Below are 13,284 nucleotides of genomic sequence, written 5' to 3' on the forward strand. Positions count from 1 at the left end.
GGTTCCCTCGGCGACTTGCTCCGGCAGGCTGACGATCTACTCGGCGGCCTTGGGGAAGGCGACGGCGGCCTCGTTCGCGGGCTTCGGCGGCGTGGTCTCCTTGGCCGCCTTGCGTCGGAACAGCCGGGTAAACCAGCGTCGGCGTTCACCGGCCTTCACCGCGTCGCGCGTGAACACCATCAGCATCGACGGCGTCACGATCAGCGTCAGGATGGTCGCGAAGGTCAGGCCGAACACGATCGCCGACGAGAGCGCGATCCACCACTGCGTCGACGGCGCATTGATCGTCGTTTCGTGGTGGAAGAGTTCCAGACCGAGGCCGAAGGCGATCGGCAGCACGCCGAGGATCGCCGACATCGCCGTCAGGACGACGGGTCGTGCGCGCTCACGGCAGGTCTGCAGCACCGCGTCGACCTTGTTCCAGCCCTCGTCGCGCAGCCGATCGTAGGTGTCGATCAGCACGATGTTGTTGTTCACCACGACGCCGGCAAGCGCGATCACCCCGATACCGGACATGACGATGACGAAAGCCTGTCCGGTCAGCATCATGCCGAGCAAGGCCCCTATCGTCGCCATGACGACGCAGGACAGCACGAGCCACACGCTGGTGAACTTGTTGAACTGCGCCAGCAGCACCAGGAAGATCAGGAAGATGGCCGCGCCGAATGCATTGGTCAGGAAGGCGCCCGCCTCCTCGCTGTCCTCGTTGGATCCCGCGAGCTTCCAGTCTACGCCCTGCTGGTCGAGGCCAAGGCCGCCGACAAGCCTGCTCACTTCGGCCTGGACGGCCGCCACCTGGTAGCCGGAAGCCACGTTGCCCTGGATGGTGATGGTGCGCTTTCCGTCAATGCGGTTGAGCGTGCCGACCGTTTTCTCCGGTTTGCGCGAGACGAAGTTCGAGATCGGCACAGAACCCTGGCTGGTCTCGATCCGCAGCTGGTCGAGGGACGCAAGCGTGCGCCTGTCCTCGGGCAGCCGAAGGCGGATGTCGACCGCGTCGTCGGCGCCGGCCGGGCGGTAGTCGGTGAGCTTCAGGCCCGTGGTAACAAGCTGCACGACCGTGCCGACCGACGCCGGGCTGATGCCGAACTGCGCCGCCATCGAACGATTGACTTCAAGAGACCAGTCGATGCCGGGCGGCGGCAGGCCGTCGGAGATGTCGATGACGCCGGGCACCTTTGCGACAGCGGCCGCCACCTCCCGTGCCTTCTCGTTCAGCCCGGCCGGATCAACGGCGGAGAGCTGGACCTGGATCGCCTTGCCGGTCGGCGGTCCGGCATCGGGCACGCGAACCTCGACATCGACGCCCGGGATGCCGGCCATGTTGACGCGCAGTTCGTCGAGGATCGTGTGCGCCGACTTGCGCTCGCGCCAGTCGACGAACTCGTACTGGATGACGCCGACGACGTCCTCGGGGATTTCGGCGCCGCCGCCGCGCGTCTTTCCGGAGCGGGTATAGACCGACTTGATGCCCGGCCAGCCGAGGATGCGGTTCTCCGCCTCACGCGTGGCCGCGTCCATCTCGGCAAGGGAAAGGTTGCCGCGCGCGTGCACGTAGAGCAGGCCGTAGTCCGGCTCGACGGTCGGGAAGAACTCGACGCCGGCGCCGTATTTCGAATAGGCGACCGGAACGGCCACGAGCAACGCCACCGTCAACAGCAGAACCGTCTTCGGGTAGGCGACGGCGCGCTTGACGAGGCCCATGTAGATCCCATCCGGCGTCTGCTCCTCGGCATGGTCGGGGCTCCTGGCGAAGATCGCGCCCAGCGTCGGCGCGAAGATCAGCGCGTAGGCCATCGAGGCCGCGAGCGTAACGATCAGGGTGATCGGCAGATACTTCATGAAATCGCCGATGATGCCGGGCCAGAACAGGAGCGGCGAGAAGGCGGCGATGCGCGTCATGGTCGCGGCGATGACCGGACCGGCCATGCGCTTGGCCGCGAGCTCGAAAGCCTGGTCCTTGGGCATGCCTTCCGACATGCGCCGCTCCGCGAACTCGGTGACGATGATCGCGTCGTCCACCAGCATGCCGACCGCCAGGATCAGGCTGAACAGCACGATCATGTTGATCGTGAAGCCCATCATCGCAAGCGCCAGGATGCCCATCAGGAAGGAGGATGGGATGGCGAGGCCGATCAGCATCGAGGCGCGCCCGGACAGCGCGTAGAGGATGACGATGAACACCAGGATGACGGCGATCAGCACGTGGTTCTGCAGGTCGTTGAGCAGCGTGTTGACGAAGACCGACTTGTCCTGGGTGTAGGTGACCTCCATGCCCTCAGGCGCGGCCTTCACGAAGGCGTCGGCGACGGCCTTCGCGCCTTCGATCGTCTCCACGATGTTGGCGCCGATGCGCTTCTTGACCTCGATAGCGATGGCCGGCTTGCCGTTCAGCCGGGTGATGGTCTCCGCGTCCTTGAAGGTCGAGCGAACCGTTGCGACGTCCTGTACCCGGACGACCGCGTTGGGCATGGCGACCACGGGAAGGTCGGCAATGTCCCTCGGCGTCTCGATCAACGCGGGAACCTTGACCGAATACTTGCCCTCGGACCCTTCGAGCGCGCCGGCGGCGACCAGGCTGTTGGATGCCCCGACGCCCTGGATCAGCTGGTCGAGCTGGAGACCGTAGGAGGAGAGCTTGACCGGATCGATGATCGCCTCGACCTGTTCGTCGCGCGCGCCCTGGATGACGCCCTCGAGAACCCCGGGCACTTCCTCGATGCGGTCGCGCAACTGCTTGGCCGCGGCCGTCAGGATCCGCTCCGGGATGCTGCCGGAGAGCGTGACCACCAGAACCGGGAATTCCGAGACGTTGACTTCGTTGACGGTCGGTTCCTCGACGCCCGAAGGCAGGTCGCGCTTGGCGTCCTGAACCTTGTTGCGCGTGTCGATGAGCGCGTCGCCCAGATCGGTCGACGGGTCGAACTCCACCAGCACGTAGCCGCCGCCCTCATAGGCGGCCGACTTCATCTCCTTCAAGCCCTTGAGGTTCTTCAACTGCGATTCGACGGGTCGCAGCAGCAGGCGCTCGGAATCCTCCGGCGATATGCCGTGGTAGACCAGGCTGACATACATGATCGGGATCGCGACGTCGGGCTCGGCCTCCTTGGGCACGGCCCGATACGCCAGCGCTCCCGCGATGATCAGGAACACCAGGACGGAAAGCGTCAGTCGCGCGTTCCTGATCGCTAGCTTGACGATATCCATGGCAGCGCTGTCCGCGGTTCTCCGGCTCAGGTTCCGTTCGCGGTCGAGCCGATCAGCTTCTGGATGGTCGCCGCATCGGCTTCGACCGGTTTCACCTCGTCGCCTTCGCTGACCAGGTCCTGTCCGGCGACGATCACCCGCGCGTCGCTCGGAATGCCGCCCAGGACAAGGCCGCGCGGCGTGTCGTCGACGAGATCGATCGGGAAGAACGCGACCTTGTTGTCCTTGTCGACGGCGCGGATCCCGAGATCGCCATTGACGCCGAGGGTGACGACGGAGCGCGGCAGGACCACCGCCTCAGCCGGTTCGGCATGCAAGGTTATCTCGGCGGTCATTCCGGCCGGTAGCGCCTTGTCCTCGTTGGGTATCGCGACCTCGATACGGAAGGTGCGCGTGGCGGAAGAGGCGTCGCGGCTGATGTAGCGCAACGTTCCCTGGACGACCTTGCCGTCGACAAGGCGGATATCCGCGGGGCCGCCGAGCCTGAGATGAGCGAGGTCGCGTTCGCTCACCTCGCCGACCGCGAGCAATGGGTCGAGATTGATCAGCGTGGCAACCTCGGCGCCGGCGAGGATCGCGCTGCCGCGCTGGACCGGGACACGATCGACCACGCCGTTGAAGGGCGCATAGATGCTGTATTGCGCGAGTTCCGCCTTTGCGCCTTCCAGTTGCGCCTTGGCCGTGGCCAGCGCGGCGCGGGCCTGGTCCGCCTGCAGCCGCGGCGCGTTGCCGCCGCCGACGAGGCGCTCAGCCGCATCGGCCTCGGCCTGCCGCTGCTCGACCACGCTCTCCGACATCCGGACAGCGGCTTCCTTGTCCTCGGCCTCGAGTTGCATCACCAGTTCGCCGCGCTCGACGCGCTCGCCCTGCTTTATCGGCAGGCTCTCGATGATGCCCATGACGCGGGTTGCGAGGGTCACCCGCTTCTCCGCTTCGGTCTGGCCTGAAATGCGGATCGCGCGCGCATGCATGATGTGCGGTGGCGTGACGACGGCGACGGTCCTGACGAGGACCTTCACCTCCTCGGGAGCCTCGGTCTTGGCCGAATCGGCTGCCTCGTTCTGTGCGCTGCCCACGGACGAGAACTCGCCGGTCGCCACCCAGGCCGCGACACCAATCAGGACCGCGATCGCGGCGACCTTGTGGAACCTGAGTTTCGCCATGCTTCACATATCCGGTTGCGAAGTCCATCCAAGGCAGCAATCGAGCCCGGGCGCGATGTTCGGATATGGGTCCGAACTGCGTAAACTTCAAACGATTCAAGTACGCCCGCGCCGGAACGCGCGGGGGGCGCGGACTCATACATCATGTTTGCACTGCAAAACAGCCACAAAAACTCACGCAGCGATCAGTCCTGACAAGGCTCCTGCCGCCCACCTGGCAGGACGCCTGCGGCCATCGATGGCCGCCCTGACCGATACGCCACTCTACCTTGCGTTGCGTAGGACCACCAGCGCCGCGTGCGTTAAATCAGATGTGGATCGGCTTGAAGAACGTCGCGAGCGCGGCTTCCTTGACTGCTTCCGACATTGTCGGGTGCGGGTGGCAGGTACGCGCCAGGTCTTCCGACGATCCGCCGAATTCCATCAGAACGGACGCCTCCTGGATCAACTCGCCGGCGCCGAAGCCGACGATATGCACGCCAAGGACCCGGTCGGACGCCTTGTCCGCAAGGATCTTGACGAAGCCGTCGGTGTGCAGCGTCGCGCGGGCGCGGGCGTTGGCGGAGAACGGGAACTTTCCGACCTTGTACTCGATGCCAACCTTCTTCAGCTCTTCCTCGGTCTTGCCGACCGAAGCGATCTCGGGGCTGGTGTAGACGACGCTCGGAATCACGTCGTAGTTCACGTGGCCTGCCTGGCCGGCAAGGATTTCGGCCAGGGCGACACCCTCGTCCTCGGCCTTGTGCGCCAGCATCGGACCGACGATGACGTCGCCGATCGCATAGATTCCCGGCACGCTGGTCCGATAGTGCCCGTCGGTCCTGACGCGACCGCGCTCGTCCAGTTCCACGCCGGCTTCGGCGAGGCCGAGCCCTTCGGTATAGGGCTTGCGGCCGGTGGCGACCAGAACGACGTCGGCGTCGACCGTTTCGGGGTCGCCGCCCTTCACCGGTTCGAAGGTGACGGAAGCGCCCTTCTTCACCTTCTTGACCGCGGTGACCTTGGATCCCAGGCGGAAGTCGAATCCCTGCTTGGCCAGCATTCGTTGGAACTGCTTCGCAACCTCGCCGTCCATGCCGCCGAGGATGTTGTCGAGGAACTCGACGACGGTGACCTTCGCTCCGAGCCTGGCCCAGACCGAGCCGAGCTCGAGGCCGATCACGCCGCCGCCGACGACGACGAGCGTACCGGGAGTCTTGGCGAGGGACAGCGCGCCGGTCGAGGAAACGATGACCTTTTCGTCGAAGGCGACGTCGACGCCCGGTATGCCCGCGACGTCCGAGCCGGTGGCGATGACGATGTTCTTCGCCTCGACCTCATCGACCTTGCCGTTCTCGCCGGTGACGGCCACCCGGCCGGCGGCCAGCACCTTGCCGGTGCCCTTCAGCCAGTCGATCTTGTTCTTCTTGAACAGGAAAGCGACGCCGCCGACGTTCGACGACACGGTGGCGTCCTTGTGGGCCATCATCTTCTTGAGGTTGAGTTTGGGCGAGACCTCGACACCAAGCGTGTCGAACGAATGGCCTGCCTCGTGGAACACTTCCGAAGCGTGCAGCAGAGCCTTCGACGGAATGCAGCCGACATTCAGGCAGGTGCCGCCGAGCGTGGCGTTCTTCTCGACCACCGCAACCTTCAGCCCAAGCTGCGCCGCCTTGATCGCGCACACATACCCGCCCGGACCCGAACCGATGACGACGACATCATATGCCATTTTTGCTTCCCATTCTGAACCAACTGTCAGGCGCTTGCCGGGCCGGCGGTCATGCCAGCCCGGTGCGCCATTCCTGCGGCCCGGTCAACCGCCGAGCAGCCTCACCAACATCATCACCAGCCCGACCGCGGAGATCAACCACAGCAGGGTCCGCACCACCGGGATGCCAAAGGCATAGGCCGGAACGTAGAGCACGCGCGCCCCGAGCCACACCAATGCTCCGGTGCCGGCAATTCCGCCGGTTTTTCCCGCCACCACCAGCGCGACGACGATCGCGATGAAGGCCGGATAGGTCTCGAGCAGGTTCTTCAGGGCGCGCTCGAGCCGTCCGGCCACCACGTGCCTAGACAACCGCTTCTCGTCGCGCGGGCCGAGCAGATAGGTCGGCCCGAGATCGTATGTCGCCGTCGCCTGCAGGATGACCTGCAGGACGAGGAGCGCAGCGCTCCAGCCAAGTACCCAGATTTCAGTCGATGCAGCAGCAGCTTCCATTGCCTTCCCCTTCCTGGCGGGCGAAGCAGGGCTTCGCTTTCGAGACAGTTACAGGCGAATGTCGTTCGACATTCCGGGATTTCGACAACAACGAGCGGTTCAGGCTACCTTTCCGGATCGACGGACACCCGTCTCAGAGGTCGAGCACCAGGCGCTCCGGATCCTCCAGGCTCTCCTTGACGCGGACCAGGAACGTCACCGCCTCCTTGCCGTCGACAATCCGGTGGTCGTAGCTGAGCGCCAGGTACATCATCGGACGGACGACGATCTGGCCGCCGACGACGACCGGACGGTCCTGGATCTTGTGCATGCCGAGGATGCCCGACTGCGGCGCATTGAGGATCGGCGTCGACATCAACGAACCGTAGACGCCGCCGTTCGAGATGGTGAAGGTGCCGCCCTGCATGTCGGCGACCGACAGCTTGCCGTCGCGCGCGGCCAGGCCAAGCCGGCCGATCTCCTTCTCGATCTCGGCGATCGACATGGCGTCGGCATCGCGCACGACCGGCACGACGAGGCCCTTGTCGGTGCCCACGGCGACGCCGATATGGGCGTAGTTCTTGTAGATGATGTCGGTCCCGTCGATCTCGGCATTGACGGCGGGGATTTCCTTCAGCGCGTGCGTGACCGCCTTGGTGAAGAAGCCCATGAAGCCGAGCTTCACGCCATGCTTCTTCTCGAAGACGTCCTTGTACCTGGCGCGCAGGTCCATGATGCCCTTCATGTCCACCTCGTTGAAGGTGGTGAGCATGGCGGCCGTGGACTGGGCTTCCTTCAGGCGGCGCGCAATGGTCTGGCGCAGCTTCGTCATGCGCACGCGCTCCTCGCGCACGGCGTCGTCGGCGGGCGATGCGGGACGCGGAACTGCAGGCGTCTCGGCGACCCTGGGCGTCTCGGTCGGCTGCGATGCCGCGCCTTTCGCGATCGCCTCCAGAACGTCGCCCTTGAGCACCTGGCCGCGCTTGCCCGAGCCGGCGACCTGATCGACCGACAGGTTTGCCTCGGCGAGCAGCTTTGCCGCCGCCGGAGCCGGCGGCATGGCGCGCTCCTTCACTTCGGTCGCGTCGCCGGCGATGGCCGCCGTCTTCTTTTCCGCTTCCCTGACGGTGTTCGCGCCCGAGGGACCGGCGGCCTGCGCCACCGCGTCGGCCTTCTTTGCCGCGCCGCCGCCTGCGCCGATCTGTCCGAGCAAAGCGCCGAGCCCGACGGTCTCGCCTTCCTGGGCCGCGATTTCCTCGAGCGTGCCGGCGGCGGGCGCGGGCACCTCGACCGTTACCTTGTCGGTCTCGAGTTCGACGATGGGTTCATCGGCGGCGATTGCGTCGCCAACCTTCTTGAACCACTTGCCGACGGTCGCCTCGGTGACGGATTCGCCGAGGGTGGGAACGCGGATTTCGGTAGCCATCGCTGTCTGGTCCTGCCTGTCCGTATCTGTTGCGGAGCGGATCTGTCGCCAGCCGCTCGAAATCTTCCAGTTGTTCGCCGATCCCGCAAGTCGGGACCGGATCATGCTATTGCCCGAGCGCGTCCTCGAGGAACGAGGCGAGCTGGGCCAGGTGCTTCGACATCAACCCGGTCGCGGGCGAGGCGGCCGCTGGACGCCCGGTGTAGCGCACGCGCTGATGCTTCGCGTCGATATGTGCGAGCACCCATTCCAGATAGGGATCGATGAACGACCAGGCCCCCATGTTCTTGGGCTCTTCCTGACACCACACCATCTCGGCGTTGCGGAAGCGTGACAGCTCCGTGATGAGCGCCTTTGCCGGGAACGGGTAGAGCTGCTCGACACGCAGCAGGTATACGTCGTTGATGCCGCGCTTCTCGCGCTCCTCGTAGAGGTCGTAGTAGACCTTGCCGGAGCAAAGCACGACGCGGCGGATCTTCGAGTCCTTGACCAGCTTGATCGGTTCGTTGCCGAGATACTGGGCGTCGTCCCAAAGCAGGCGATGGAACGAGCTTTCGCCGGACATTTCGGCGATCGTCGAAACCGCCCGCTTGTGGCGCAGCAGCGACTTCGGTGTCATCAGGATCAGCGGCTTGCGGAAGTCGCGCTTCAGCTGCCGGCGCAGGATGTGGAAGTAGTTGGACGGCGTGGTGCAGTAGGCGACCTGCATGTTGTCTTCGGCGCAAAGCTGCAGGAAGCGTTCCAGGCGAGCCGAGGAATGTTCCGGCCCCTGGCCCTCGTAGCCGTGCGGCAGCAGGCAGACCAGGCCGGACATGCGCAGCCACTTGCGCTCGCCCGACGAGATGAACTGGTCGAACACCACCTGCGCGCCGTTGGCGAAGTCACCGAACTGGGCTTCCCATAGCGTCAGCGCGTTCGGCTGGGCGAGCGAATAGCCGTATTCGAAGCCGAGCACGGCCTCTTCCGACAGCATCGAGTTGATGACTTCGTAGCCGGCCTGCGCGGGCGAAAGGTTGTTCAGCGGGATGTAGCGGGTTTCGTCGCGCTGGTCATAGAGCACGGAGTGGCGCTGCGAGAACGTGCCCCGCTCGGAATCCTGGCCGGACAGCCGGATCGGGTTGCCGTCGAGCAGGATCGAGCCGAAGGCGAGCGCTTCGGCCGTGGACCAGTCGAGGCCTTCGCCGGTCTCGATCATGCCGCGACGGGTGTCGAGGAAACGGCCGATCGTCCGGTGCACCTCGAAATCCTTCGGAACGTCGGTCAGCTTCTTGCCGATCTCCTTCAGGGTCTTGACCGGAACCGCGGTCTTGCCGCGCCGGAGTTCGTCCTGGTCGTCGGCCTTCTTGAGGCCGGACCAGGCGCCGTCCAGCCAGTCGGCCTTGTTGGGCTTGTAGGACTGGCCGATCTCCCATTCCGCCTCGAGATGCGCGCGCCAGTCGGCGCGCATCTGGTCGACGTCGGCCTGCGACACGTGGCCTTCCTGGATCAGCCGGTCGGCGTAGAGCTGGACCGTCGTCTTGTGGGCGCGGATCTTGCGGTACATGATCGGCTGCGTGAAGGCCGGCTCGTCGCCTTCGTTGTGGCCGAAGCGGCGGTAGCAGAACATGTCGACCACCACCGGCTTGTGGAACTTCATCCGGAATTCGGTTGCGATCTTGGCGGCATGGACCACGGCTTCCGGGTCGTCGCCGTTCACATGGAAGATCGGCGCCTCGATCATCTTCGCGACATCGGACGGATAGGGCGACGAACGCGAGAAGCGCGGGTTGGTCGTAAATCCGATCTGGTTGTTGATGATGAAGTGAAGGGTACCGGCGACGCGGTGGCCGCGCAGTCCCGACAGGCCGAGAATTTCGGAGATGACGCCCTGCCCGGCGAAGGCCGCGTCGCCGTGCAGCAGGAGCGGCATGACCTTGGCGCGCTCGTCGAGCGGGACGATTTCTTCCTTCATGCGGCCGAACAACTGGTCCTGCTTGGCGCGCGCCTTGCCCATGACGACCGGATCGACGATCTCCAGGTGCGAGGGGTTGGCAGTCAGCGACAGGTGCACCTTGTTGCCATCGAACTCGCGGTCCGACGAAGCGCCGAGATGGTACTTCACGTCGCCCGAGCCCTCGACGTCGTCCGGCGCGAAGGAACCGCCCTTGAACTCGTGGAAAATCGCGCGGTGCGGCTTTGCCATGACCTGCGACAGCACGTTGAGGCGGCCGCGATGGGCCATGCCCAGGACGATCTCCTTCAGCCCCAGCGAACCGCCGCGCTTGATGATCTGCTCGAGCGCCGGGATCAGCGACTCGCCGCCGTCGAGGCCGAAGCGCTTCGTGCCCTTGTACTTGACGTCGATGAACTGCTCGAAGCCTTCCGCCTCGATCAGCTTGGAGAGGATCGCCTTCTTGCCTTCGGCGGTGAAGGAAATCTCCTTGTCGGCGCCTTCGATGCGCGCCTGCAGCCAGCCCTTTTCCTCGGGATCGGAGATGTGCATGAACTCGACGCCGAGCGTCGAGCAATATGTCCTGGTCAGGATGTCGACCATCTCGGGGATGGTGGCGTATTCCAGGCCGAGCACGCCGTCGATGAATATCTGCCGGTCGTTGTCCGCCTCGGTGAAGCCGTAGGAGGACGGCGAAAGCTCGTTGAAGTCCTCGAACGGCTTGGCGATGCCGAGCGGGTCGAGGTTGGCGTGCAGATGGCCGCGCATGCGGAAGGCGCGGATCATCATGATGGCGCGCACGGAATCGCGCGTCGCCTGCAGAACGTCCGTATCGGAGACGGCCACCCCCTTGGCGGCAGCCTTGTCCTTCACCTTCTTCTCGATGTGCTTCTCGACAAGGCCCCAGTCGCCGTCGAGCGCCGAAACCAGCTCGCCGTTGGCCTGCAGAGGCCAGGAAGGCCGCGACCAGGACGCGCCCCTGGCGTTCTTCCTGACGTCGATGGCATCGTCCTTCAGTGCGCCGAAGAAGTCCTGCCACTGCGGGTCGACCGACTGCGGGTCGTCCTCGTAGGCAGCGTGCAGCTGCTCGAGATAGTCGGCGTTTCCGCCGTAGAGGAACGAGGTGAGCGAAAACTCGTCGTTGGCCTGATCTTGTCGTGCCATCTTCTGCCTGTCGGAGCGCCGCGCTCCGTCTCCTTTTCGAGGGGAGTAGGTGAGCCGGGGAGTAGGGGAAAGCGTTGGTCGCCCTACTGACCTACTCCCCTAAACCCATACTCCCTTAACCCTTGATCGCCTCGACCAGAGTCGTGCCGAGCCTGGCAGGCGATGGTGACACCTTGATGCCCGCGGCTTCCATCGCCGCGATCTTGTCTTCAGCGCCGCCCTTGCCGCCGGAAATCACCGCGCCGGCATGGCCCATGGTGCGACCGGGAGGCGCCGTGCGTCCGGCGATGAAGCCGGCCATCGGCTTCTTGCGGCCGCGCCTGGCCTCGTCGATCAGGAACTGCGCCGCGTCTTCCTCTGCCGAGCCGCCGATCTCGCCGATCATGATGATCGACTTCGTCTCGTCGTCGGCAAGGAACATTTCGAGGATGTCGATGAACTCGGTGCCCTTGACGGGGTCGCCGCCGATGCCGACAGCCGTCGACTGGCCGAGGCCCTCGTTGGTGGTCTGGAACACGGCTTCATAGGTCAGCGTTCCCGAGCGCGAGACGACGCCCACCGAACCCTTGCGGAAGATGTTGCCCGGCATGATGCCGATCTTGCACTCGTCCGGCGTCACGATGCCCGGGCAGTTGGGGCCGACCAGCCGCGACTTCGACTTGTCGAGCTTGGCCTTGACCCTGACCATGTCCATCACCGGGATGCCCTCGGTGATGCAGACGATGAGCGGGATCTCCGCCTCGATCGCCTCGATGATGGCGGCGGCGGCGCCCGCCGGCGGCACGTAGACCACCGATGCGTTGGCGCCTGTCGCAGCCTTGCCTTCAGCGACCGTCGCGAAGATCGGCAGCGGGACCGAGCCGTCCCACGTCGTGCCGCCCTTCTTCGGGTGGATGCCGCCGACCATCTTGGTGCCGTGATAGGCGAGCGCCTGCTCGGTGTGGAAGGATCCGGTGTTCCCGGTCAGGCCCTGCACGAGAACCTTGGTGTTCCTGTCGATGAGAATGGACATGCAGGTTACCCCTTCACCGCCGCGACGATCTTCTTCGCCGCGTCGTCGAGATCGTCGGCGGACACGACGTTCAGCCCGCTCTCGTTGATGATCTTCTTGCCGAGTTCGACGTTGGTGCCTTCGAGGCGCACGACGAGCGGCACCTTGAGGCCGACTTCCTTGACAGCCGCGACCACGCCCTCGGCGATGATGTCGCATTTCATGATGCCGCCGAAGATGTTGACGAGGATGCCCTCGACCGCCGGATCGGCGGTGATGATCTTGAACGCCGCCGTGACCTTTTCCTTGCTCGCGCCGCCGCCGACGTCGAGGAAGTTTGCCGGCTCGGCGCCGTAGAGCTTGATGATGTCCATCGTCGCCATGGCGAGACCCGCGCCGTTCACCATGCAGCCGATATTGCCGTCGAGCGCGACATAGGCGAGGTCGTATTTCGACGCCTCGATCTCCTTCTCGTCCTCTTCGGTCTTGTCGCGCAGTTCGACGATCTCGGGATGGCGGAAGAGCGCGTTGTTGTCGAACGACACCTTCGCGTCGAGCACGCGCAGCCGGCCGTTCGTCATGACGATCAGCGGGTTGACCTCGAGCAGGCTCATGTCCTTCTCGACGAAGGCCTTGTAGAGCAGCGGGAACAGCGTTTCGCCGTCCTTTGCCGCATCGCCGTCGAGTTTCAGCGCCGCGTTCAGCGCCGTCACGTCGGCCGTGGTCACGCCATTCTCGGGGTCGATCGCCACGGTGACGATCTTCTCCGGCGTGTCATGCGCCACCGCCTCGATGTCCATGCCGCCCTCGGTCGAGACGACGAAGGCGATGCGGCCGACGGTGCGGTCGACCAGGATCGACAGGTAGAGTTCGCGGTCGATGTCGGCGCCGTCCTCGACATAGAGGCGGTTGACCTGCTTGCCGGCCGGGCCGGTCTGCTTGGTGACCAGCGTGTTGCCGAGCATCTCCTTGACGTTGGCGACGACCTCGTCGACGGACTTGGCCAGGCGCACGCCGCCCTTGGCGTCGGCCGGCAGTTCCTTGAACTTGCCCTTGCCGCGGCCGCCGGCATGAATCTGGCTCTTCACCACATAGAGCGGGCCAGGCAGCTTTTTCGCCGCGGCTTCGGCTTCCGACGCCGCGAAAACGGGGACGCCTTCGGCGACCGGCGCACCGTAGGACTTCAGGAGCTGCTTGCCCTGGTACTCGTGGATGTTCATC

At 65.1% G+C, this 13,284-nt stretch carries 8 protein-coding genes; all 8 read right to left on the reverse strand.

All coding sequences use genetic code 11. The annotated features are described in order from the left end of the window. Positions 1–36 precede the first annotated feature (36 nt). On the reverse strand, positions 37–3,207 hold the full coding sequence (locus ABUE31_RS08180; protein ID WP_367723036.1) for an efflux RND transporter permease subunit: 3,171 nt from the start codon (positions 3,205–3,207) through the stop codon (positions 37–39). A 26-nt stretch (positions 3,208–3,233) separates the two neighbouring features. After that, positions 3,234–4,370, reverse strand: a complete 1,137-nt coding sequence (locus tag ABUE31_RS08185) for an efflux RND transporter periplasmic adaptor subunit (protein WP_367723037.1) — start codon at positions 4,368–4,370, stop codon at positions 3,234–3,236. A gap of 307 nt (positions 4,371–4,677) precedes the next feature. Beyond that, positions 4,678–6,111, reverse strand: coding sequence for a dihydrolipoyl dehydrogenase (gene lpdA / locus ABUE31_RS08190; protein WP_367723593.1), 1,434 nt, complete (start codon positions 6,109–6,111; stop codon positions 4,678–4,680). A 54-nt stretch (positions 6,112–6,165) separates the two neighbouring features. Further along, the gene (locus tag ABUE31_RS08195; protein ID WP_367723038.1) at positions 6,166–6,573 is read right to left on the reverse strand and encodes an MAPEG family protein; all 408 of its coding nucleotides are present in this window, start codon (positions 6,571–6,573) and stop codon (positions 6,166–6,168) included. 133 nt (positions 6,574–6,706) lie between these two features. Beyond that, complete coding sequence (gene odhB / locus ABUE31_RS08200; protein ID WP_367723039.1) at positions 6,707–7,978, reverse strand: 2-oxoglutarate dehydrogenase complex dihydrolipoyllysine-residue succinyltransferase; 1,272 nt, start codon at positions 7,976–7,978, stop codon at positions 6,707–6,709. Positions 7,979–8,084: 106 nt separating this feature from the next. Beyond that, complete coding sequence (locus ABUE31_RS08205; protein ID WP_367723040.1) at positions 8,085–11,072, reverse strand: 2-oxoglutarate dehydrogenase E1 component; 2,988 nt, start codon at positions 11,070–11,072, stop codon at positions 8,085–8,087. 115 nt (positions 11,073–11,187) lie between these two features. After that, a complete protein-coding gene (sucD, locus tag ABUE31_RS08210) occupies positions 11,188–12,084 on the reverse strand; it encodes a succinate--CoA ligase subunit alpha (RefSeq protein WP_367723041.1) in 897 nt (298 codons plus the stop codon). 5 nt (positions 12,085–12,089) lie between these two features. After that, positions 12,090–13,283, reverse strand: coding sequence for an ADP-forming succinate--CoA ligase subunit beta (gene sucC / locus ABUE31_RS08215; protein ID WP_367723042.1), 1,194 nt, complete (start codon positions 13,281–13,283; stop codon positions 12,090–12,092). Position 13,284 lies beyond the last annotated feature (1 nt).

This window comes from Mesorhizobium marinum, assembly GCF_040813675.1.
Classification (GTDB): Bacteria; Pseudomonadota; Alphaproteobacteria; order Rhizobiales; family Rhizobiaceae; genus Mesorhizobium_K; species Mesorhizobium_K marinum.

Bases quoted from the DNA above. Each gene is read 5' to 3' on its own strand.
- ABUE31_RS08180 (WP_367723036.1), bottom strand. From the start codon at position 3,207: ATGGATATCGTCAAGCTAGCGATCAGGAACGCGCGACTGACGCTTTCC.
- ABUE31_RS08185 (WP_367723037.1), bottom strand. From the start codon at position 4,370: ATGGCGAAACTCAGGTTCCACAAGGTCGCCGCGATCGCGGTCCTGATT.
- ABUE31_RS08195 (WP_367723038.1), bottom strand. From the start codon at position 6,573: ATGGAAGCTGCTGCTGCATCGACTGAAATCTGGGTACTTGGCTGGAGC.
- odhB (WP_367723039.1), bottom strand. From the start codon at position 7,978: ATGGCTACCGAAATCCGCGTTCCCACCCTCGGCGAATCCGTCACCGAG.
- ABUE31_RS08205 (WP_367723040.1), bottom strand. From the start codon at position 11,072: ATGGCACGACAAGATCAGGCCAACGACGAGTTTTCGCTCACCTCGTTC.
- sucD (WP_367723041.1), bottom strand. From the start codon at position 12,084: ATGTCCATTCTCATCGACAGGAACACCAAGGTTCTCGTGCAGGGCCTG.
- sucC (WP_367723042.1), bottom strand. From the start codon at position 13,283: ATGAACATCCACGAGTACCAGGGCAAGCAGCTCCTGAAGTCCTACGGT.